Origin of the sequence: Psychrobacter sp. JB193 (assembly GCF_002285555.1) — a bacterium.
In the GTDB taxonomy this organism is placed as follows: Bacteria; Pseudomonadota; Gammaproteobacteria; order Pseudomonadales; family Moraxellaceae; genus Psychrobacter; species Psychrobacter alimentarius.
Window position 1 is genome coordinate 985,884 of sequence record NZ_NRGY01000001.1, and the last position, 23,329, is coordinate 1,009,212.

At 40.8% G+C, this 23,329-nt stretch carries 24 protein-coding genes; 6 read left to right on the forward strand and 18 right to left on the reverse strand.

What is annotated here, in order from left to right; translation table 11 throughout:
• Nucleotides 1-310: 310 nt before the first annotated feature.
• Together CIK80_RS04220 and CIK80_RS04225 are read left to right on the forward strand one after the other, a co-directional pair.
• Complete coding sequence (locus CIK80_RS04220; RefSeq protein WP_095568982.1) at nt 311-1,294, forward strand: class 1 fructose-bisphosphatase; 984 nt, start codon at nt 311-313, stop codon at nt 1,292-1,294.
• Nucleotides 1,295-1,404: 110 nt separating this feature from the next.
• Nucleotides 1,405-2,199 (forward strand): RNA methyltransferase, encoded by a 795-nt coding sequence (locus CIK80_RS04225; RefSeq protein WP_095568983.1) that lies wholly within the window; start codon nt 1,405-1,407, stop codon nt 2,197-2,199.
• A 96-nt stretch (nt 2,200-2,295) separates the two neighbouring features.
• Here CIK80_RS04225 and CIK80_RS04230 read toward each other — a convergent pair whose 3' ends face one another.
• The 8 genes from CIK80_RS04230 to CIK80_RS04265 all read right to left on the reverse strand — a co-directional run bounded on the left by CIK80_RS04230 (nt 2,296) and on the right by CIK80_RS04265 (nt 10,059).
• Nucleotides 2,296-3,228 carry an FAD-binding protein gene (locus tag CIK80_RS04230; protein ID WP_062843961.1) on the reverse strand — a complete coding sequence of 311 codons (933 nt, stop codon included), beginning with the start codon at nt 3,226-3,228 and terminating at the stop codon, nt 2,296-2,298.
• A 132-nt stretch (nt 3,229-3,360) separates the two neighbouring features.
• Complete coding sequence (locus CIK80_RS04235) at nt 3,361-4,110, reverse strand: electron transfer flavoprotein subunit beta/FixA family protein (protein WP_062843960.1); 750 nt, start codon at nt 4,108-4,110, stop codon at nt 3,361-3,363.
• Nucleotides 4,111-4,485: 375 nt separating this feature from the next.
• Nucleotides 4,486-5,022: a YetF domain-containing protein gene (locus CIK80_RS04240; RefSeq protein ID WP_095568984.1), complete on the reverse strand. Its 537-nt coding sequence runs from the start codon at nt 5,020-5,022 to the stop codon at nt 4,486-4,488.
• A 275-nt stretch (nt 5,023-5,297) separates the two neighbouring features.
• Nucleotides 5,298-5,510, reverse strand: coding sequence for a cold-shock protein (locus CIK80_RS04245; RefSeq protein WP_057758834.1), 213 nt, complete (start codon nt 5,508-5,510; stop codon nt 5,298-5,300).
• 379 nt (nt 5,511-5,889) lie between these two features.
• Complete coding sequence (locus tag CIK80_RS04250; protein ID WP_323053118.1) at nt 5,890-6,222, reverse strand: hypothetical protein; 333 nt, start codon at nt 6,220-6,222, stop codon at nt 5,890-5,892.
• 371 nt (nt 6,223-6,593) lie between these two features.
• Nucleotides 6,594-7,610, reverse strand: a complete 1,017-nt coding sequence (ilvC, locus tag CIK80_RS04255; protein ID WP_095568985.1) for a ketol-acid reductoisomerase — start codon at nt 7,608-7,610, stop codon at nt 6,594-6,596.
• A gap of 152 nt (nt 7,611-7,762) precedes the next feature.
• On the reverse strand, nt 7,763-8,260 hold the full coding sequence (gene ilvN / locus CIK80_RS04260) for an acetolactate synthase small subunit (RefSeq protein ID WP_062843957.1): 498 nt from the start codon (nt 8,258-8,260) through the stop codon (nt 7,763-7,765).
• Nucleotides 8,260-10,059: an acetolactate synthase 3 large subunit gene (locus CIK80_RS04265; protein WP_228139893.1), complete on the reverse strand. Its 1,800-nt coding sequence runs from the start codon at nt 10,057-10,059 to the stop codon at nt 8,260-8,262. Before CIK80_RS04265 ends, ilvN begins: the two co-directional genes overlap by 1 nt.
• An 847-nt stretch (nt 10,060-10,906) precedes the next feature.
• Between CIK80_RS04265 and CIK80_RS04270 the strand changes: the two genes are divergently transcribed.
• Nucleotides 10,907-11,404: a DUF4124 domain-containing protein gene (locus tag CIK80_RS04270; RefSeq protein WP_095568986.1), complete on the forward strand. Its 498-nt coding sequence runs from the start codon at nt 10,907-10,909 to the stop codon at nt 11,402-11,404.
• A gap of 2 nt (nt 11,405-11,406) precedes the next feature.
• On the opposite strand, the gene CIK80_RS04275 is transcribed toward CIK80_RS04270, so the two are convergent.
• The gene (locus CIK80_RS04275; protein ID WP_095568987.1) at nt 11,407-13,194 is read right to left on the reverse strand and encodes an NAD(P)H-hydrate dehydratase; all 1,788 of its coding nucleotides are present in this window, start codon (nt 13,192-13,194) and stop codon (nt 11,407-11,409) included.
• Nucleotides 13,195-13,388: 194 nt separating this feature from the next.
• Here CIK80_RS04275 and queG point away from each other — a divergent pair, with 194 nt between their 5' ends.
• Nucleotides 13,389-14,606: a tRNA epoxyqueuosine(34) reductase QueG gene (gene queG / locus CIK80_RS04280; protein ID WP_095568988.1), complete on the forward strand. Its 1,218-nt coding sequence runs from the start codon at nt 13,389-13,391 to the stop codon at nt 14,604-14,606.
• Nucleotides 14,607-14,750: 144 nt separating this feature from the next.
• On the opposite strand, the gene lysM is transcribed toward queG, so the two are convergent.
• The 6 genes from lysM to CIK80_RS04310 form a co-directional block, all read right to left on the reverse strand.
• Nucleotides 14,751-15,284 (reverse strand): peptidoglycan-binding protein LysM, encoded by a 534-nt coding sequence (lysM, locus tag CIK80_RS04285; protein WP_095568989.1) that lies wholly within the window; start codon nt 15,282-15,284, stop codon nt 14,751-14,753.
• Nucleotides 15,285-15,605: 321 nt separating this feature from the next.
• The gene (gene acpP / locus CIK80_RS04290) at nt 15,606-15,842 is read right to left on the reverse strand and encodes an acyl carrier protein (protein ID WP_021813394.1); all 237 of its coding nucleotides are present in this window, start codon (nt 15,840-15,842) and stop codon (nt 15,606-15,608) included.
• A 270-nt stretch (nt 15,843-16,112) separates the two neighbouring features.
• A complete protein-coding gene (fabG, locus tag CIK80_RS04295) occupies nt 16,113-16,847 on the reverse strand; it encodes a 3-oxoacyl-ACP reductase FabG (protein ID WP_256958894.1) in 735 nt (244 codons plus the stop codon).
• Complete coding sequence (gene fabD / locus CIK80_RS04300) at nt 16,838-17,806, reverse strand: ACP S-malonyltransferase (protein ID WP_095568990.1); 969 nt, start codon at nt 17,804-17,806, stop codon at nt 16,838-16,840. Before fabD ends, fabG begins: the two co-directional genes overlap by 10 nt.
• Before the next feature lie 441 nt (nt 17,807-18,247).
• Nucleotides 18,248-18,430 carry a 50S ribosomal protein L32 gene (gene rpmF, locus CIK80_RS04305; protein ID WP_010196743.1) on the reverse strand — a complete coding sequence of 61 codons (183 nt, stop codon included), beginning with the start codon at nt 18,428-18,430 and terminating at the stop codon, nt 18,248-18,250.
• Nucleotides 18,431-18,746: 316 nt separating this feature from the next.
• The gene (locus CIK80_RS04310; protein ID WP_062843950.1) at nt 18,747-19,340 is read right to left on the reverse strand and encodes a DUF177 domain-containing protein; all 594 of its coding nucleotides are present in this window, start codon (nt 19,338-19,340) and stop codon (nt 18,747-18,749) included.
• A 156-nt stretch (nt 19,341-19,496) separates the two neighbouring features.
• On the opposite strand from CIK80_RS04310, the gene CIK80_RS04315 reads away from it, so the two are divergent.
• Both CIK80_RS04315 and CIK80_RS04320 read left to right on the forward strand, forming a co-directional pair.
• Nucleotides 19,497-20,213, forward strand: a complete 717-nt coding sequence (locus CIK80_RS04315; RefSeq protein ID WP_095568991.1) for an elongation factor P hydroxylase — start codon at nt 19,497-19,499, stop codon at nt 20,211-20,213.
• A 279-nt stretch (nt 20,214-20,492) separates the two neighbouring features.
• Entirely contained in the window at nt 20,493-21,113 is a 621-nt protein-coding gene (locus CIK80_RS04320; RefSeq protein ID WP_095568992.1) for an L-threonylcarbamoyladenylate synthase, read from the forward strand.
• Nucleotides 21,114-21,199: 86 nt separating this feature from the next.
• Here CIK80_RS04320 and rplQ read toward each other — a convergent pair whose 3' ends face one another.
• The 3 genes from rplQ to rpsD form a co-directional block, all read right to left on the reverse strand.
• On the reverse strand, nt 21,200-21,559 hold the full coding sequence (gene rplQ / locus CIK80_RS04325; RefSeq protein ID WP_021813387.1) for a 50S ribosomal protein L17: 360 nt from the start codon (nt 21,557-21,559) through the stop codon (nt 21,200-21,202).
• Nucleotides 21,560-21,578: 19 nt separating this feature from the next.
• Nucleotides 21,579-22,586, reverse strand: coding sequence for a DNA-directed RNA polymerase subunit alpha (gene rpoA / locus CIK80_RS04330; RefSeq protein ID WP_021813386.1), 1,008 nt, complete (start codon nt 22,584-22,586; stop codon nt 21,579-21,581).
• 81 nt (nt 22,587-22,667) lie between these two features.
• Nucleotides 22,668-23,309 carry a 30S ribosomal protein S4 gene (rpsD, locus tag CIK80_RS04335; RefSeq protein WP_058025563.1) on the reverse strand — a complete coding sequence of 214 codons (642 nt, stop codon included), beginning with the start codon at nt 23,307-23,309 and terminating at the stop codon, nt 22,668-22,670.
• Nucleotides 23,310-23,329 lie beyond the last annotated feature (20 nt).

Genomic DNA, 23,329 nt, shown 5'->3' on the forward strand with positions numbered 1-23,329 from the left:
TGATACGCACAGACACGAGGACATTCAGTCACTTATTTGCTACAATTTACGCTAAAGAAATAGGCACTGTATAATACCTTTAGCAGCTCTATAAATGAGATAAGTCAACCTTTATCACCTATCTTAGAGGATAGGCCTATCAAAATATAAATGAATAATAACAGATATAGTGTAGCTGATTTTTTGGTCAGGACAAAGTTGCCTGATGAGCTATTTCAAAATCTGTCAAATTAAACGTGGTTCATGTAACCCTTTCTTCTTTTAATACTGATCTAGTTTTTACTCACACTATCATCCAGCAGGACATCTTATGACAACCTTAGCAAACTATCTCAACGATCACGCAGCCAATCCTGCCCTTAATGATGTGATTACGACCGTCACTGACGTGGGTAAAACCATCTCACAGTTACTAAGAAAAGGCGCTTTAGCGGATATTTTAGGGGAAGCGGGTAATCAGAACGTTCAAGGCGAAGATCAGAAAAAACTGGACGTATTGGCTAATGACTTGTTATTAGATGCTTTGGCAAAAAATGCACATTGTGCTGGCGTTGCTTCAGAAGAATTGGACGATGCGACTCCTGCCAACGCTGATGGTAGTTTACTGGTATTGTTTGACCCATTAGACGGCTCATCAAATATTGATATCAATATGGCCGTTGGAACGATTTTTTCGATTCTACCGTATGAACGTCAAGGCCAACTGAGCGAAAACAGTGATTACTTACAGGCAGGTACCAAGCAGCTTGCAGCAGGATATTTATTATATGGTACCTCTACCGTATTGGCGCTGACGATAGCAGACAAGGTTGTCATGTTCAGCTTAGATCCAGATACAGGTGACTATGTACTGATAGAGGACAATGTGCAAATCGCAGCAGATACCAGCGAATATGCAATCAATGCCTCAAATTACCGCTATTGGCGTGCGCCTATGCAGCAGTATATTGATGAGCTAATCGCAGGCGAGACAGGTGTGCGCGGTCGCGATTTTAACACACGCTGGGTGGCTGCTATGGTGGGTGACGTTCATCGTATTTTGTGCCGTGGCGGTCTGTTCACTTATCCGTTTGACACCAAATATGCCAATAAAGCCGGTAAATTGCGTTTGATGTATGAAGCCAATCCAATGAGCTTACTGATTGAACGTGCTGGCGGCGGTGCCACTGACGCGGTCAATCGTATTCTAGATATCGAACCTAACGATATTCATCAACGCGTACCTGTGGTGCTTGGTAGTAAGAATGAAGTCAATTACGTCAAAGACTTACATGTGAATTATACTGAAAAATAATTGTTTGCAACGTGCATTAATAGCAGCCAGTCTAACGTCTAACGTTTATATGACATTATGCTGGTTATTCAAACCATTCTCATTTTATCCTCTTCTCTAAGCGATCCACTATGGTCTCAAATCCCACCGAGCTGATTACCTCAGATAAGAATACGACAGTCAAACTGGTCAAAGCGCTATTGACGCAAGCGCGCCAGCGTAAAAAGCATGGTCAGACAGTCATTGAAGGTGTTCATCTTATTGACGCCGCTCTGCGTAGTGACTATCCATTTGTCCAAATATTACTGTCTGAATCTGCCCATACGCATCCTGAGGTACAGCAAGTATTAACGCGCTTGCCAACCTACACACCTATTTTAACGCTCTCAGATACGCTTTATGAAAGTATTCGGAACCTAGGTACAGGTATCGATATCATGGCAGTCATCAAGGTGCCAACGCCTAATTTATCGACCATAACAGAGGATTGCTTGATCTTGAATGATGTACAAGATAGTGGCAATGTTGGAACGCTACTACGTACAGCAGCAGCGGTTGGCATCTCCAATATTCTGTGTACCAATGCCACCGCTCAAGCATGGTCTCCCAAAACCTTACGGGCAGGTATGGGTGCGCAGTTTGCACTCACCATCTATGAAGGCTTAAGCGTACAGGATATTTTAGATTACGTACAAACACCATTGTTTGCCACTAGCTCTCATACCGATACGGTCATCTATCAGCATGACTTAAAAGCACCCATTGCTTGGATTATGGGTCATGAAGGCCAAGGGGTTTGTGATGAGCTCATGCAATGCGCCATCCCTATTGCATTGCCCCAGCCAAATGGACAAGAGAGCCTCAACGTCGCAATCGCAGGATCGCTTTGCTTGTATGAAACCTTACGGCAACGACATTACGCCTAGACATTACGCCTTAAAATTGTCTTACATATAAAAAACCCACTATCAGCAGATAGTGGGTTTTCCTAAACAGTAGTCATCAGAGTAATTACTGGCAGCCTAGATTTTGCTGGTCAACTCAGGTAATGCTTCAAACAAATCGGCTTCTAAGAAGTAATCTGCCACACTAGCAATCGGTGACTCTGGGTCATTGTTGATAGCCACAATAACCTTAGAGTCTTTCATACCCGCTAAATGTTGAATCGCACCTGAGATACCAGCCGCGATATACAGCTGCGGCGCTACAATTTTACCGGTTTGACCGACCTGCATATCATTTGGTACATAACCTGCATCAACAGCAGCGCGTGAGGCACCAACAGCAGCACCCAACTTATCAGCCAATGGCTCGATGTATTTAGTGAAATTTTCACCATTTGCCAATGCACGACCACCTGAAACTACAATGCCCGCTGACGTGAGTTCTGGACGATCAGATTTGGCCATCTCTTCATTTACAAAGCTGGCTTTACCAGTGTCTTGTACGTTATCAAGCGTCTCAACAGTAGCAGAGCCGCCTTCACTTGCAACCGGATCAAAAGCGGTAGTACGAACGGTCAATACCACTTTGTCTTCTGACGTTTTAACGGTGGCAGTCGCGTTACCTGCATAAATAGGACGCTCGAATGTTTGCGCATCTATGACAGCAGATACTTCTGACAACATACTAACGTCAAGTAATGCTGCGACACGCGGTATGAAGTTCTTACCAGTTGTAGTAGCAGGTGCAATGATATGGCTGTAATCACCAGCGATATCAGACACTAGTAAGGCAATGTTACCTGCCAATTGATGCTCATAAGCAGCATTGTCAGCTAATAGTACCTTAGACACGCCTTCAGCCTTGGCTGCTTCATCGGCTACGGCTTGATTGCCACTACCTGCAACCAATACATGGATATCGCCACCGATTTGTTTAGCAGCAGCGATCGTGTTTAGAGTTGCCTTTTTTAGACTGGCATTGTCATGTTCTGCATATACCAAAATTGCCATGGTTTTAATCCTTTATTTTTTTGTATCGTCTATTCATTTGGTTGTTTCTGTCCAATGTTGTTTATACTTTCAGCTTTAATATAGCTTCGTTTTAGTATCACAACACTGGACAGGATAGGCTATGAAAAAGTCTTAAATGACTTTTGCTTCATTTCTTAGCTTATCAATCAACTCATCAACCGACCCTACTTTGATACCAGCTTTGCGATCAGCAGGTGGCACCACTTTAATAATCTCTTGCTTAGATGTCATATCAACACCGAAGTCAGCTGGTGTCTTCTCGTCAAGCTGCTTCTTCTTTGCCTTCATAATGTTTGGCAATTTTGCATAACGTGGCTCGTTCAAGCGCAAGTCTGTCGTGATAACCGCTGGCAAGGCCAGTGAAACAGTTTGTAAACCACCATCGATTTCACGAGTTACGTTTACTTTATCGCCTTCAACTTTCACTTCTGAAGCAAAAGTACCCTGACCAATACCCATCAGTGCGGCTAGCATTTGACCAGTTTGGTTGTTGTCATCATCAATGGCTTGTTTACCCAGCAAGATAATATCAGTGCTTTCAGTTTCAGCAATATTCTTTAGGATTTTAGCAACTTGCAATGGGTATGGTTTTTCGTCAGTCACGACTAAAATACCACGGTCTCCGCCTAGGGCTAAGGCTGCGCGGATTTGCTCTTGCGATTCTTTTGGACCGATTGATGCCACAATAACTTCATCAATAACGCCCGCTTCTTTTAGGCGAACCGCTTCTTCTACCGCAATTTCGTCAAATGGGTTGATTGACATTTTAGTGTTTGATAGATCAACGCCAGAGTTATCAGCTTTTACACGAACTTTCACGTTATAATCAATGACACGCTTGACCGCTACTAATGCTTTCATACGTTCCTCGTTTATTAATGTTATGAATTAAAAATGATCAGTTAAGAACCAAAGGTTCAGGATTGTTCAAACTGTCGTTCAAAGTTGTACTTAAAGTGATGATTGCTCAGCAGAAACAGAGGTTAAAGCCAAGCCAATCATTATTATCAGACCTATGTATCTTGCGTGAGCACAGGCATCACGTCAAGACAGCGCCGTGAATAATGCGTCATAAATTTGTCACTATTCTATAAAAAATAGTTTATAAGCGTATCACTTCACCGTTTCTGCTTAAATATTTAACGCTTCACACCTTTATAGCATTGCTAACGCTCTATCCATTTAACGTTTTGTTATTATTTATCTTTTTAAAACTACCAGATTACCGAAGTTTTATCATGATAAGCGCTTATCAGTTTTAATCAATAGCTCACTGTCGCGTACGTCATCAAACAAACTCCAATCAGGTGTCACATCATTATTTTTTATCACACTCATATCACCTGTGGTTTCCATAATAACGGCAAACACTTCGGTTTTGGATTTGATACCATTTTTACGTAATACTTCTTGAACGTCACTGGTAGCAAGGTTTGCCTCTTTTAAGTTATCCCCAAAATACTCACCATGCGCCATTAATATGATGGCTTGATTGTCGATTAAAGCCTTTAATGGCTTCACTTTTCGCCTGATGACCGATATTACACCTTGTATTAAAAATAATACAGCCACTGCAAACAACCCTTGCAACAATGCTGGTGTATCTGATATCACCGTTGAAGCAAGGATACTACCGATAGCCACTGTCATTGCAAAGTCATGACTTGATAGCTTAGAGAAACTGCGCAGTCCCATCAGCCGTGTGAACAACATAAGCCCTATATAAAACCCTATCACAGATAGAGAAATACCTAGCACTTGTGGCCAGTCCATTGAAAATCAAGTTTCCCATTTCATAACACATCCTTTCTTCTTGCATATTTTTTACATCGATATTTTTACTGCTTCATAACGCTTGCCGTTAACAGCCATCACTTTATCGTTTCACAAAGAAAAAAGTATAAAAAAAGCAACCTGATGAGAGGTTGCTTTTTTTTGAAGTCGAAACAGTATTTTTATTGTTTTAACAAACAAAGTAATCAATGCTTATGTGTAATCTACCTATTATGGAATCTACTGAAAATCAGTCGATTCAATAAAAAATAAGATTAGATAGCTTCGATTTGCTCAGCCTGTGGGCCTTTTTTGCCATCACCTAAGATGAAAGACACTTTTTGGCCTTCGGCTAGAGTTTTGAAACCATTGCCTTGGATAGCGCTGTAGTGAGCGAATACATCTTGTCCGCCATTGTCTTGAGCAATAAAACCAAAACCTTTAGCTTCATTAAACCACTTTACAGTGCCTTCAACTTTATCTGACATAAATTTTCCTAACTCTTTAACTGTTGGTGAGACTTGTGTCGCCACCGATTAATTGATATATACCCAAATTATTTTTTGCTTGGCTTGATGATTAAAATCATCAAGCTACCTCAGAGTTAACATAAGGTTTTTGCCTAAAAATCTTTGAATACCACTTGATTATAGCAGCTTTTCTTAATCGCAACTGGTTAAATTGATGATTTTTGTAAACGATTATAGTCAGTTCAAAAAGACCAATTTATTAAGCAACCAATCACCTATCATACTGATATTAAGTATAATTTTATTATTAGATATTCAACGTCCAAATAAAAACCAATGATTCATCCTGAGGCATATCAATGCTGCAAAGTATAATGAGCAACAATACAAAAATATTCTATTGAAATATGGGTAGCCACGGCGAGCTCAGTACTAATAAACAAAGGGCAAAAAATATCAATGAAAATGACTGACTATAAGCAATATATTTGGCTGGTATGACCAGGTCTTTGGGAGAGTCAGGAACCCCTTTACGTTTTAATAGACGTGTTCCATAAATCCAACCGAAAGTCGTATAAATACCATAAGCTGCAGGAACCGCGATAGCCAATGGCGTTAGATCTATCACATATAACATGACTACGGAAATAAAGAACCACAGCGTGTCTAGGAGTGAGCTAACTTGAAAAAACTTAGACTTTGGTAATTTGCCATTCGTTTTCTTGAGCATTTCTCCTTGTATCCAAATTAACACTGCTATCACGGCGCTGAGCGTAACATATATGAATTGCGGCGTTAGCCAGTCAGGATAAGATATTTGCACAACATACAACCTGTAATCTATGAAAAATAAAAATGAAGGAATTTTTTGTTCTCTCTAACCTGTCGAAGACAAATCAAGATAATGACCGTCGTCTCATTGAGCAAACAATTAAAGAACACAAAGGCGATAATCTACATTGGGGAGTTACAACTGCTTTTCAAGCCATATGATTAGACCTCTATGAAAACGTATTCAAATAGTAGCCATTAAAAAACCCACGCTATGTATTCATAGCGTAGGTTTTTATGACTAACTAGGCTTGTATCCTAAATAGTTGCTTAGTTCTTGTCTTTATCGATAATCTTGTTGCCACCAATCCAAGGCATCATGCCACGTAGTTTGGCACCAGTCACTTCAATTTGATGCTCAGCATTGTTACGACGACGGGCGGTCATTGATGGGTAGTTGGTTGCACCTTCAGAGATGAACATTTTGGCGTATTCGCCAGACTGAATACGTTTTAATGCGTTACGCATGGCTTCACGAGACTGCTCATTAATAATCTCAGGGCCAGTCACGTACTCACCGTATTCAGCGTTGTTACTGATTGAATAATTCATGTCAGCAATACCGCCTTCATACATCAAGTCAACAATCAGCTTAAGCTCATGTAAGCACTCAAAATATGCCATTTCTGGCGCATAACCTGCTTCAGTTAGGGTTTCAAAGCCCATTTTTACCAGCTCTACCGCACCGCCACAAAGAACGGCTTGCTCACCAAATAAATCCGTTTCTGTCTCATCTTTAAACGTCGTTTCGATAATACCTGAACGACCACCACCAACACCAGCAGCGTAAGAAAGCGCTACTTGCTTGGCTTGACCTGAAGCATCCTGATAGATAGCGATAAGATCAGGGATACCGCCACCTTTTGTGAACTCAGAACGAACGGTATGGCCTGGCGCTTTAGGCGCAACCATGATGACATCAAGGTCACTACGTGGTACGACTTGGTTGTAATGAATCGCGAAACCATGAGCAAATGCTAAGGTGGCACCTTCTTTGATATTAGGTTCGATCACGTCACTGTAAAGCTCTTTTTGGAACTCATCAGGCGTCAAAATCATGACCACGTCAGCGGCCTTTACCGCTTCTTCTACTTCAGCAACTTTTAAGCCAGCGTTTTCAGCTTTTTTCCATGAGCCTGAGCCTGCGCGTAGACCGACGGTTACTTCGACATCTGAATCTTGTAAATTAAGAGCGTGTGCATGGCCTTGTGAACCGTAGCCAATAATGGCAACTTTTTTGCCTTGGATAATCGATAGATCACAATCTTTGTCATAAAATACGTTCATAAATAGAGTCCTTTTCCTCAATCATGGCTTACCATGGATAAATGAGCGCTTAGTTTACAGCCACTTTATATACGTAAGTTGTTACCTAAGCGCGATGTTAAATTCTAAGTAAATAAGTTTAAAATATGATGTTTGAATACAATCAGTGTTGGTTATAAGCTAAGTGTTTTCTCACCACGAGCAATACCAATCACACCTGAACGTACAACTTCCATAATACGGTCACGACCAATCACATCAATGAAACCATCTAACTTCGCTTTGTCGCCAACGATTTGAATGGTATATAAAGCCGCATTGACGTCAACAATTTGGGCGCGGAAAATATCAGCACTGCGCTTGATTTCTTCACGCACGTTACCTGTTGCACGTACTTTGATCAGCATCAATTCACGCTCTACATGTACCGTGTCTGATAAGTTATGCACTTTAACGACTTCAATCAACTTATGCAATTGCTTGGTAATTTGTTCAATTCTTTCAGGTGAAGTAATAGTCGTTAATGTCAAACGTGAAATGCTTGGATCATCGGTGGGCGCAACGTTTAGTGTTTCGATATTATAGCCACGTTGTGAGAACAAGCCGACCAATCGCGACAACGAACCTGCTTCATTTTCCATTAATACTGAAATAAGATGTTGTTGCTGCATTAGGTACGCTCCCCTTTTGTTAACCACATATCACGCATGGCTTGTCCAGCAATTTGCATCGGATACACATGCTCATTACGATCGACATAAACGTCAATGAATACCAATCTGTCTTTAATTGCCATGGCCTCAGCCAACTGTGCTTCCATGGTCTCAGGATCGGTGATCTTGATACCCACATGACCATAACTTTCAGCCAATTTTACAAAGTCAGGCAATGAGTTCATATAAGACTGTGCATGGCGACCTTCGTACAACATATCCTGCCACTGTTTGACCATACCCAACTGAGCGTTGTTTAAATTCAAAATCTTGACTGGTAAATTGTATTGCAAGCACGTAGATAGCTCTTGGATATTCATCTGAATAGAGCCTTCGCCAGTAATACACACCACGTCGCGCTCAGGATTGACAAGCTTTGCGGCCATTGCATATGGTAGACCGACGCCCATCGTACCAAGTCCGCCTGAATTCAACCACTGACGCGGCTCATCATACGTGTAGTATAGTGCAGCAAACATCTGATGCTGACCCACGTCACTTGTGATAATGGCTTTGCCATCGGTAATTTTGCATAATGCTTGTACAACGTTTTGTGGCTTAATGCCGTTGTCTGTATTGGTGTCATAACGCAGACCATGACGTTTACGCCATTCATTGATCTGCGACCACCAATCAAGTAGTGCATGTTGCTCAAGCTCTTTGTCGTGCCCAATAATATCTAGCATGTCTGTTAATACGGACTTCACATCACCAACAATAGGAATATGAGCAAGAATCGTTTTAGAAATAGAGGCCGGATCGATATCAATATGGATAATCGTTGCATTTGGGCAGAATTTTTTGACGTTATTGGTGACGCGGTCATCAAAACGTGCACCAACCGCCAAAATCACGTCGGCATGATGCATGGTCATATTGGCCTCATAAGTACCATGCATGCCCAGCATACCCAAAAACTGACGATCAGAGCCAGGGAAAGTACCAAGACCCATTAACGTGTTGGTCACAGGTAAATTTAGACGATGAGCAAGATCTGTCAACTCTTCGTGCGCCTTACTCCAAATCACACCACCACCCGCATAAATGACCGGACGCTGTGCAGACAATAAGGTCTCAACTGCTTTTTTGATTTGACCGCTATGGCCTTTTAGCGAAGGTTGATACGAGCGTATGAAAACCTCTTCTGGGTATTCGTATGCGAACTTTTCGTTAGGTGCGGTCATATCTTTAGGCACGTCAATGACCACTGGCCCTGGACGTCCAGACTGTGCAATATAAAACGCTTTTTTAACAATACTTGGAATTTCGCTCGCATGACGCACTTGAAAGCTATGCTTCACGATAGGACGTGAGACACCAACCATATCGGTTTCTTGAAAAGCGTCTTCACCAATAAGGCTACTTGGTACTTGACCGGCGATTACAACCATCGGTACTGAATCCATAAAGGCGGTCGCAATAGCCGTCACGGTGTTGGTTGCACCAGGGCCCGACGTTGCTAATACGACGCCCGTCTTACCCGTCACGCGTGAGTAAGCATCTGCCATATGACCAGCCGCTTGCTCATGACGCACCAGAATATGCTCGATATTGTCTTGTTGGAACAAGGCATCATAAATATGCAGAACGGCACCGCCTGGATAACCAAAAATATATTCAACGCCTTCATCAGTCAGCGATTGAACCAATATCTCAGCGCCAGACAGCTTTACAGGCTGACCATTATTCTCAGCAAGACGTTGTTGTTTCTTTTCAAAGTTTTTGGCAGCATTACCCGTTTGGGTATGTCCAGTCATGTTTGGACTTTGCGTAGTTTGCGTCACTGTCGTCACCCTTTTTTGTGGCAAAAAATTGCGTTATTTCATAAAAGAAAACAACCACGTTTGCACATTGTTGTCCATCTCGTAAAAATGAATGCCAATCCTTGTGTAGGACAAGAATTTGTGCCCGCTGTATTTCAGCAATGTATGTAAGGTCAGTTTTGTGACGGTGTTTATCGATATACAGTGACAAGATGCGAATGCATCTATAAAAGAAGCTTATTATTGATGATGAATATCAGTCAGTATTTATACGAGTAGGTGGGCACGAATGCCACAGTATAGATAGAGTAAATTACTCTCATAGCCAATGCTATCTTATAAACTTCTTAGGCTTTATAAGTGCTTTAGCAACAACATCTATATTCACATACCATATCAATTTAGTAATACCGTTAAAATCATGCGTAGTAAGTATCAAATAATAAGTTTATCTTAGTCATTGTAGACAGATAAGTCCGGAGACAATGTATAAAGTTTCAATAGTAATGCCTGTGATTACTATGTTTCTCATATCATTGTCACAAAGAAAATAAAACTGCGCCAGTTACCGATAAGTAACCCGTTGTCATTATTTTCAAGTGCCACGGCAATGCAATAAAAGCCGTTCACTGACCAATCAACGTCTATTATATTCGATTGTTTGTGAGCCATTGTCAAGAAAAAATTCTAAAGCCTATACCTAACTATTGGTTATTAAATAATATACATTTATAAGTAATATTTGTTAAAATCAGACGTTCATATTTTTTTAGTCTCATTAGCACGTTCAGATGTTATATTTATACTTACATCTGTTTTACCAATTAAGAGGATTGCAAACATGGCATATGCGTCTAAGATAAATAATGCTGCCAAACTGCTTATCAGTACTGCGTGTATGTTAATGCTATCAATGAATGCCAGTCAGGCTATTCAGGTTTATAAATCTATTGGTGCGCACGGTGAAGTCAAATACAGTCAACATGCTCCGCAAAATGGTAAAAATGTTGAACTCATCGAATTTCGCAGTGACGGTAGACAAAATAATGCTGGACAGATGGCAGGCAAAACAGAGGCCAATCAAGATAGCAATACTCAAAGCGCTGAAGAACAACGCGTTGCACAGCTAGAAGCACGAATTAAAGAACAGGATGCTCAAGCCAATGCCCAGCGTTGTCAATCGCTACGAAACAATTTGACCAACCTAAACGTTGGCGGTCGCATCTATGAGATGGACGCCAATGGTAAACGTCAGTACTTGGACGGCCGTGAAATTGAACTTAAACGTGAGCGTGTTCAACAAGCGATTAATCAATACTGCAATAACCCTTCTACCTAATTTTAGGTAAAAATTCCTAACTGCATCACATGACGAATGGCCGCTGGCATATCTTGAGCCTGTAGCCCTCTTTGTCCGACCAATAGCGTATGCTTATCATAATGACTCGTTTGGTTTACCAGCGTATCTCCTGCTAGACCGTGAATAACCACTGCTTGGTGCAAGCTGCGCATCTCTGATTCTAAATCTTGTTGTGCCAGTAGACCAGCGGTAACCCCAGACAACACATCACCCATGCCAGCTGTCGCCATACCAGCATTACCAACACCGCAAACATAAATATTTTTCCATCCTGAGCGTTGCTCAAGTACCAAAGAACCTGCGCCTTTTAACACCCAATCGCCGCCGTAAGTCTCAGCACACTGCTTGATAGCAGCCAATCTATCGCTTTCCACCTCACTTATTTTTTTATCTAGTAAATTAGCCGCTTCGCCACTATGCGGTGTTAAGCAAACCTGATGATCTATACTGTATTCGCGTAACTCAGAGATCAGATTATGATTATCTGCCTGTAATGATGCCAAATGATAAAGACCGTCAGCGTCGATAACCATTGGTTTTTCATTGGCCATAGCAGCTTCTACATAGCTGATAAATATCGCTTTTGCTTTTTCATCACGCCCCAATCCCATACCGATAGCAATGATACTGGCAGATTCAATCAAATGCTTGACGCCCTCTACATTATGCAAGTCGATAGTCATGGCATCTGGTAATGACGTCAAAAGTGCGCCATGAAAAGCGTCATGACAAGCAACGGTAATTTTCCCAGTGCCTGTTGCCATGGCGCTAGAAGCTGATAATATCGCTGCTCCGCCCATACCTTGTGAACCGTTGACACGATTGCCACCGATGACCAAAACATGACCGTAACTTCCTTTGTAACTATTCTGGCGACGGGCATTAAAACTGTGTGCTGCCGTTAGCAGCATAGCCACTGGTGCCAGCTTATTCATATCTTGAGACTGACAACTCTGTCGATAAGATACTGTCTCATAAGGTATCAACGGTATATCAAGCACTTCTCCGCTATAATCAGCGCCATCCTTGGTATGTAAACCAAATTTTCTCGCAATCAGACATAAGGTCACGTCTGCCTGTATTGCGGTTCGATCAAATACTTCGCCAGTAGACGCCACCAACCCACTTGGAACATCTACTGCCACAGCCAATGCATATGTTTGTCGCACTGATTGATTAAAGGCATGAATGGCTTGCTTATACATACCTTCAGGCGCGCGGTTCAGCCCAATACCAAATAACGCATCAATATAAATATCTGCTTGTAAGCCTGCTTTTCTGTAATTATTCAGCTCATCCAGATGGTCTTCAAAGCGCTGATAATTGCAATCAGCAGATAGTGCTATTTTTAGCGCTTTTATAGCATCGGTCGGTGCGCTTGACGCATCAGACTCATCATTTATCTCAAAATCACAATGCTCAAAACCGACTGTTATGACTTGTACACGCCAGCCTGCTTGTTGCAAATAATAGGCAACAAGCCAACCATCACCACCGTTATTGCCCTTCCCGACCCAGACACTGACTCGTCGCTCTTGAGTCTCTACATAATTACTTTGATTATTGTTTGAGACGTTAGTATGCAAATACTTTTTTGCATAAAGCTGTTCGATCTGCTGCGCCATTTGCCAAGCTGCTTGCTTCATCAATCCAAAACTGTCATGACCTTGTGCAAACCATGCCTGCTCCATCGCATAAACTTGCTCACTACTATAAAGCGCTACAGGTATGTTCGTTTTTTCGTTTAATAAGTTAGAAAGTTTTGACATGACTTGTCCTCGATTATTTTTATAGGCATATTTTTTAGTAATGTAAGTATACTTATTTCTCAATGGCATTAGCTTAGCAAAGCTAACTCTATGTTGTGTATTAATATGAATGTGCGTTTATTTGGCTTTTATGCTTGCGCTCTTCGCTCACTCGCTTATCATAGCGGTATTCACATCAATGCCTATTGCCCTACATGAATCATTCATCTAAACCAAACTTATCAGACGCTTCTATTAAACAGGTATCAGCTAGCAGCGGTGCATCTGAAAAAAAGATTACTATTAAAAATACTCCAGCATTTACAACCACTGCGGACGTCAAACACTGGATTAAAGCTCAAGCACAGGCGCTGGGATTTGCTGACTGCGGTTTCTTATCGGTTCATCACCCTCTGTTTGCTCAGCAAATTTTGCAGTTGCAGCAATGGTTAGATAAAGGCTATGAGGGTCAGTTGCAATTTATGCATAACAATCATCATCTGCGCGCAAATCCTGATCAATTGGTAGAAGGTGCAAAAACCATCATCAGTGTGCGTATGGACTATCTGACTCAAACGCCAACACCTCGCACGGTCAGTGATAACGATCATCCTAATCAAGGTATCATTGCACGCTATGCGAGAGGGCGGGATTATCATAAAACCATGCGCAGTCGTTTAAAGCAGTTGGCATTGAATATCGAAACCATGCTTCCTGAGTGGCAACATCTCAATATCGGCTCAGACCAAGATTTTATTTTTAGACCTTTTAGTGATTCTGCGCCTATTTTTGAGCGTCCCATTGCAGAAGCAGCAGGGCTTGGTTGGACAGGAAAACATACCTTATTGCTCAACAAGCAAGCAGGTTCGTTTTTCGTGCTGGGCGAACTGTTCGTTAGTCTAGAATTGCCCGATGACCAACCTGTCAAGGCACACTGTGGTAGTTGTAGCGCTTGCATTGACATCTGTCCTACACAAGCCATTGTCGCACCCTATGAGCTCAATGCTTCTGCCTGTATCTCATATCTCACTATCGAACACGACGGTATCATTGATCACAAATATCGCCGTGCCATTGGCAATCGTGTCTTCGGTTGCGATGATTGCCAGCTTATCTGTCCTTGGAATCGTTATGCCAACCTAACGTCTGTAGACGACTTTGCACCGCGGCATAGCCTCGATAACAGCAGTTTATTAGAATTATGGCAATGGCAAGAAGCTGACTTTATGAAAAAGACAGAAGGTAGCCCACTCAGACGCACAGGCTATATCAATTTTTTACGTAATATTGCGATTGGGCTTGGTAATGCAAATGGTAGCGAAGCAACCATCACACATTTGCAATCGAAATTAGGCAAACATAGCGACGTGCTTGATGAACACATAATATGGGCAATCAATGAACAACATGAGAAAATAAACGCTGCTCAATAACAGATTTATTTTTATTGCCATACACTAATTTGTACTTAATTCACTTTAAATACAAGTAATAGACCAAAAAAAACGCCTCTTAAAAAGAGGCATTTTTTGAATATCGATTTTCGAATTATTCTTGATACAATGATTGTATCTCTACTATGGCTTAGGAATACGTAATACTTGACCTGGATAGATTTTGTCTGGGTCAGATAACATTGGCTTATTGGCTTCAAAAATCTTCATATAGTCAGCTGTTGAACCATACACATCTTTCGCGATTTTTGACAGGCTATCACCAGATTTTACAGTATACATCGTAGATTCAGGTGCATCTTCTTCAATATCGATACTATCGATAACTTTAGCAACATTTTGCACATTACCAATGGCGATAATCGCTTTTTCACGATCTGCTTGTGTCTTCGCTTTACCACTAATTTCTGCAGTATCTGTAGTACCATTATATTTTATCTGTAGATCACTAATGTTCAAATTCTGCTGTTGAATGCGACGAAGCAGTAGATTGGCTACTGACTGTGCTGAAGGCTCACTATTCGCAGCAGGTTTGCCAGTCGTTTTCGCGGCTGGTGTGGTAGCTGCGGCTTTTGTTTCTGATTTGGCATCGTGATTGGCATCATCGCGATTAAATATCTTCTCACCAATGTCTTTTGCAAAACTAAATACACCCATCTTATTGCTCCTTAAAATATCATTATTTATTATTTGTGTTTATTGTTGTGATGGTAACTCTTTATGAGCATAAATCTCTGTAAATAGAGTACCATCAAAATACTATAATCATTTCTTAGTAATGCTTACCCTTATGAGTATAAGCAAAGGCAGCTGAGTAAGATAGTAATAGAATGTTGAGTAATGTTGATTTGGCGTAGCTTATGTTAAAGCAGTTATACATGCGACATAGATAAGTTACTCAAGAAAGATCTGAACATAAAAAAACCGCTTACCTAAAAAGATAAGCGGTCATATAAAACTTGCTGAGCTAATTACTGATTATAGCTGAGCCTGTACATAATCGATTGCTTTTTGTACAGTGGTCAATTCAGCTGAATCTTCGTCAGGAATAGTGATACCAAAATCACTCTCAAATGACATAACCAATTCAACTAAATCCAATGAATCAGCGCCTAGGTCTTCCATAAATGAAGCATCGTTGCTGATATCTTCAACATTCATACCTAGTTGCTCAGCTACTGCTGCTTTAACTCTTAACTCTGTATCATTACTCATGTAGATTTCTCCTTTTTGATCTATTATTTTTACAAACGGTTCATAGTCCTATTATTAGGTTCTATGACATTGTATACAAAATGATGTTTTTAAATTAGTAGGTCGTCTAAGTGCTTTATAACCAGTTATACGATTTGACTAATGTCTGATAAAGCCTTGCTATCATACAAGACTTCGATATAAAAGTGTCCGTCATTATAGCACTGTTTATTAGAGTTTACACTCGTTCACACAGTTTTTTATTGTCAGTGTGTAACACTTATTTCTGGCCTACATATACATGCCACCATTTACAGGAATAACAGCACCTGTAATATAACTCGCTTCATCACTTGCTAAAAAATACACCGCTGCAGCAATGTCTTCTGGCTGACCAAGACGACTGATAGGCACCGCATCCAACATAGAGTTTAGTAGACGCTCGTCAAGCTCATCAGTCATATCTGTCTCAATCAAACCTGGTGCTACGCAATTGATAGTGACTTGTCTTGAACCGATCTCACGTGCCAAAGTACGGCTGAAACCTTCAACCCCTGCTTTGGTCGCAGCGTAGTTAGATTGACCAGCATTGCCCATCTGTGCGACGACAGAAGTAATATTAATAATACGTCCACGGCGTGCTTTCATCATGCCACGCACAGCACGTTTGCTCATACGGTAAATTGAGGTCAAATTGGTGTCAATCACATTGCTCCAATCTTCGTCTTTCATACGCATTAATAAGCCATCTTGAGTAATACCTGCATTGTTTACCAACACTTGTACTGCACCATAAACACTTTCAATTTCTTCGAATAATTTATCAATCTGTGCACTATCTCGAACGTCTAAGACTCGACCAATACCACCGGTATCATGAAGATAATCGTTGATAAGTTCAGCCCCTTTTTCACTAGTCGCTGTTCCAATGACAAAATGACCTTCTTTAGCAAAACGTTTAGCAACGGCTTTACCGATACCACGGCTAGCACCAGTGACTAATGTAATTGTACGGCTCATGATAATATCTCCATTAATTTATCAATACGGGCAGGCTTATCAGTAGGATAGCTGGTAATTGGTTGTGCTTGGCGCTTGGCTAGGTTGCTCAATACGTTGCCACTACCACATTCGATTAAAACATTGATTTGTTTATCAGTAAGCTCTTGCATGGTTTTTGACCATAATACAGGCTGACTCAACTGCTCCGTCAATGATTGTTTAATGCCTATAGCGTTACTTTCGATACGCGCATAGCGATTCTGAATAACAGGAATAGTTGCTTGATCAAATTTGATGCCTGCTAATATTTCAGCCAAGGCACTGCTGGCTGGCTCCATAAGTGCACAATGCGATGGCACACTTACCTTCAAAGGAATGGCTTTCTTGCCAGTGTTTTGTACTTTATCGATCACGGCATTAACACCTACCTCATTACCCGATATAACCACTTGCCCTGGGCTGTTAAAATTCGCGGCACCAACCACTGCATCGTCGACATGCTCGGTCGCTTGCTCACATAGATTTTCGACCCGATTGTCTTCTAAGCCCAATACTGCTGCCATAGCCGTATCAATACCGACAACTGCTTCCTGCATTAATTGACCGCGCTTATGGACCAAGGTGACTGCATCTGCTAATGAGATGACGTCAGCTGCACACAGTGCACTATACTCACCTAAAGAATGTCCAGCTAAATAAGAAGGTTTTGTGGCTATTTTCTGTTTCAAGATACGCCAGATCGCTATGCTAGCAGTTAACAAAGCAGGTTGGGTATATTGAGTCTGATTGAGCTTTTCTTCATCCTGACAAATAGCCCATAAATCTTCGCCAAGCGCTTCACTCGCCTCAGCAAAAGTATTACGAATTTCTGGATAGATGTCAGCAAGCTCGTTGGTCATTCCAACGACTTGTGATCCTTGTCCAGGAAAAACTACCGCAATACGTGTGGGTTGCTTTTTTACCATATCAGGTACAGAAGCCATAACCAATATTCCTTATTTAATTGGAAACATCCCTAAAACAATGGGGTCGTTATATTATTAGATACTATATCAAGCCAGTATTTGCTTTATTTGCCCAAAGAACCAACTATCAGCAAACTATACACTGACACGCACTATTATCCTAGCGAATCAAACTTCAAAATAAATAGCAAAAAATATCACATGCGCTAGAAAAGCAATCTTATCAATTTACTTGCATAGTCGCTAAAAGCTGCTAAAGATTCAAAGTTAAAGACTTTGATATACTGACGATAAAAAATGTATAGCAAAAAGCCAAGTTATCCAGCCACATAATATATGATAGCGAAATAACTTGGCTCTTTTAACTTATAGCATACTACTTGATAATAATTGCAAAAAGACAATGACAATCACCAGTATCATCACTACTTTTATATTATCTATTGTATAGCCAAGGACTTAAGCGTCTTGGCTTACTTTGAATAACTGACGACCACGGTAGAAACCATCTTTAGTCATGTGATGACGACGATGCTTTTCACCAGTAGTAGCATCTACGCTTAGCTCAGCCACTTCCATACGATGGTGTGAACGGCGCATGTCACGACGAGAACGGCTTTTACGACTTTTTTGAACAGCCATGATATAGCTCCTATACTTAAAAGGGATAAGCTTAAAAATTCAGCTTCAGTTGATACTGACAGAGATTATATGGTCACAACAACCTAAGTCTTAAGCATCATTAATTAAATAGATTGCCACCTACATAAAAGTACTGACTACGTCTAAAATCTATAGAATTTGCCTAGTCAGCGTCTATCAGCAAGTAACTTGTTGCTAGAATGCAATAAACCGGACATTATACGCATGTTTATTAGATTAATAAAGCCCTGCTTTCCACTCTTCTGCACAAAGTAGTAAAAGTGGCTATAAAATTGCTGATAAAATATTCAGATTATTATAACTTACCTTTAAGTGATGCCAATGCAGCAAAAGGATTTTCTGTCTCTTCCTCTTCTGGAATTTCACCAAATTGCTCAACAGTCATTTCGCAATCGTCATGCTTTGGTGCCATTGGAATTTTTAATAAAATCTCATCTTCTACCAGCTTTTTGAATGGCAATAGCGTCTCTGGTGATTGTTCAGTAATGACTTCATCCAGTATTAGATAGTCCTGTTCTTCATTCACTAAGCGTACTTGACTATCATTTTCAAGCAAAGCAATGTCGTAGTCATCGGACAAATCAATATTGATCGGCTGCAAACAACGTTGACAAGTAAGCCAGACTTCACCATCTAACGTAAACGCCAAGTGTAAAACGTTATTGCGACGATATAAATTAGCGCTAATCTGGGTGTTTGACTGTTCACGTTCCGTTGTCAACGTAGCATTTAGACGTTTAAAAGAATTGGGTGACACTTCTCCTGCCCACTCATAACCGCTGTCTGCCCATTTGTCTAAAGAAATATGCTCAGGCATGCTGGCAGAGACAGGCGCTTTTTTGTTGTCAGATTTAAGGACTGACGATTTACTTTCTGGAGTGCTTGACATGCGAGGCCTCATTCATCAAAACGGTGTATAATATTGCCTGCCATACTAAAGGAAAGCTTTAAGCTGCGCTAGCGCTAGTATGTTAAATTTTTTTTAGCTGGTTTGTTCTGCTTTTCCATCTTCCCCTCTTATTTTTATTTGGTTATCCTTTCATCTATGAGCTCATGTAACACTAAACCTGACTTTTCTGATCTGCTGTCTTATCTCGAAGACAAAGCATTGCTACAACATTTAATCGAGCTAACTGATCCCGTCAAAAAAGACAGTACTACCTCATCGATCTTTGAGTATGAAAAACGCGAGAATAAAGAGCACTTAAACAAGTGGAAAAAAGAATGGCAAGAAATTTATGCCAATGAGGTAGCTGATAGTGAACAAATCGCAACAGATTGGCTGATTCGAATATTTAATACTCTGTTTGAAAATCAAAAAGTCTTACTGGCTCGCAGCTCAGGAGAACCCGAATATTTCCCTGCCCATGACGATCAACCGGCAAGAATTGAATTTGCACACGGTTTTTTCGCTAGTGCATTACACGAAATGAGCCACTGGTGCGTTGCTGGTAAAAATCGTAGGACTCTTAGTGACTTTGGTTATTGGTACGCACCAGATGGACGCTCAGCTACTCAGCAGCAAGCATTTGAACATGTAGAGGTTAAGCCGCAAGCATTAGAGTGTTTGTTTACACTCGCCTGTAAAAATACTTTTCAAGTCTCACAAGACAACTTGTTTGCAACGTTTGATACCAGTAACAGCACTTTTGCCAGTGACGTTCATACACAAGTCAAAGAGTATATTGAAAAACCACATCGCCTACCACGCGATGCCAAAGTATTATTGCGCACTTTTCTTAGTGTTTGTACTTACCCCTGATTCAAACGGCTTATTGATTTTAGCATGTGACTCTGTATCAATTTTCCGTTAACGATTTTCTACGGATAGTAACGCCTTACCAATAAACTTCTGTCTACATCAGACTATACTAACTCATAAAGCAGATTTTAAATTGATAGCTTTTTTATCAATTATTATGTGAGTATTCCATTTTTATTCAGCAAATGGATTATTTATCTGAAAAATAAGAGAGACAAATGACAAAGAATAATATCTTTGTCTGATTATCAATCAATAACTATAAAATAAGGAGCCACCATGCAAGTATTTTATATCCATCCAGAAAATCCACAGCCTCGCCTTATCGAACAAGCCGCTGACCTACTGCGTAAAGATCAATTGATCATTTATCCTACTGATACAAGTTATGCTTTTGGTTGTCGCTTAGGAGCGAAAGACGCCCTAGAAAAGCTCAAGCAAATTCGTGAGCTTGATGATAAGCATCAATTCACCCTTTTGTGCCGAGACTTAAGTGAAATTGCGAACTATGCAACAGTAGACAACGTGCAATTTAAACAGCTCAAGGCTCATACACCGGCCCCTATTACCTTTATTTTAAACGCCACAAAGGATGTGCCGAAAAAATTGGCCCATGCGAAGAAAAAAACTATTGGCATTAGGGTACCCAGCAATCCTATTGCTCAAGCACTCTTAGAGGTTATGGACGAACCAATCTTGACGAGTTCGTTAATACTACCTAATAAAGATGAAATACTTGATGATCCATTTGAAATTGAAGATCTTTTGGGCAATCAAATAGATGGTTTGATCAATGCAGGTGTAAAAACTACCAAATTAACCACCATTGTAGATATGACCAGTGGTCAACCTGAAGTTATTAGGCAAGGGGCTGCTGATGTCACATCGTTATTGTTGTGATTAATAAAAAGTAGTAGAAAATTTCAGGCAAAAAAAAGCTCCAATTTAATTGGAGCTTTTTTATAACTTATACTATTAGTATAAAATTAGTCACGATCAACCAATTCTACATAAGCCATTGGCGCATTGTCACCGTCACGGTAACCACATTTTACGATACGCAAATAACCACCTGGACGCGTCTGGTAACGAGGACCTAACGTGCCAAATAATTTGCCTACCATAGCTTTGCTACGCATACGGCTAAATGCTAAACGACGATTAGCAACGCTGTCTTCTTTAGCCATAGTGATTAATGGCTCGGCAACGCGACGTAATTCTTTAGCTTTTGGTAAAGTTGTTTTGATCAGTTCATGCTCAAATAATGAGTTAGTCATGTTCTGAAACATTGCCTTACGATGACTGCCGGTACGACCCAGCTTGACTCCACTCTTACGATGGCGCATAGTCAAAAATCCTTAAAGTTTAACGGCTACGATAAGAAAAGCGATCATCAACGCGTAAATCAGCTGGTGGCCAGTTATCTAGGCGCATACCGAGCTCTAAATCTTTAGACGCTAAAACGTCTTTGATTTCCGTTAATGATTTCTTACCAAGATTTGGGGTTTTTAATAGTTCAGTCTCTGAACGTTGTACCAAATCACCGATATAGTAAATGTTTTCAGCTTTCAAGCAGTTGGCTGAGCGAACCGTTAGTTCAAGATCGTCCACAGGGCGTAATAGCACCGGATCAACCTCTTCTTTTTCTTTCACAGGCTCAGGCGCTTCTTCAGCTTCTAGGTCAACAAAGATAGAAATCTGTTGTTGTAAAATAGTGGCTGCTTTACGAATTGCTTCTTCTGGATCTATAGTGCCATTAGTTTCAAGCTCAATGATAAGACGATCAAGATCAGTACGCTGCTCTACACGAGCGTTCTCAACCTGATAAGCAACACGAAGCACAGGACTAAAACTTGCATCAAGCTTCAAACGTCCAATTGCTTTGGTATCGCCATCTTCACGGCGCTGGTTTGCTGGCTCATATCCACGACCCATTACTACACGCAAACGCATCTTAAGATGACCACGGTCGCTCAATGTACCCAATACCAATTCTGGATTGATAATGTCTACATTATGCGGTAACGCGATATCTGCAGCAGTAATAGTGCCTGGACCTTGTTTATCCAAGGTCAAAAATACTTCATTTTGGTCATGAAGTGTGATTGCCAAGCCTTTTAGGTTCAAAAGCAAGTCAAGTACATCTTCTTGTAGCCCTTCAAGCGTTGAGTATTCATGGTCAACACCATCAATCTCAGCTTCAATGACTGCAGCACCAGGTAATGAAGATAACAAGATGCGGCGTAAAGCATTACCTAGGGTATGCCCAAAGCCGCGTTCTAACGGTTCGAGCGTGACTTTCGCAATCGTTTCGTTAACCGTATCCACATTAATGGCGTTAGGCGTTAGAAACTCAGTTGCATTTAGCATCATGATGTCACCTCGATTTATTAAACTGGTTTAATTAACGTTAATTGCTCAATGCCATTCTCATAACATTGAGCATTACGTCATTTACTTAGAGTATAGCTCAACGATCAAGCTTTCGTTGATTTCAGCAGGTAGATCAATACGATCAGGCGCTTTTTTGAACGTGCCTTGTAATTTGCTGTGATCAACATCAAGCCATTCTGGAATACCACGTTGTGTCGCTAGTTCAATAGCGTTTTTAATACGTAGCTGTTCGCGAGATTTCTCTTGGATAGCGATGACATCACCATCTTGAAGCTGAATTGATGGAATGTTCACACGAACAAACTCATCACGACCAGCTTTCTTTACCATAACAGTACGATGACTGACTAGCTGACGTGCTTCAGCGCGAGTTGAGCCAAAGCCCATGCGATATACCACGTTATCTAGACGGCTCTCAAGCATTGCTAGCAAGTTTTCACCAGTAGCGCCACGCTTACGAGCAGCTTCTTTATAGTAATTAGCAAACTGACGCTCTAATACACCATAAATACGCTTAACTTTTTGCTTTTCACGCAGCTGTAAAGCATATTCTGAGGTCTTATTACGGCTTACACCGTGTTGACCTGGTGGACGACCAGCTTTTTTCGTTTTTACATCGTATGGTTTAACGCCAGACTTAAGACCTAAGTCAGTACCTTCACGACGTGATAATTTTAGTTTTGGTCCAATATAGCGGGCCATTGTTATGTCTCCTATAAGCT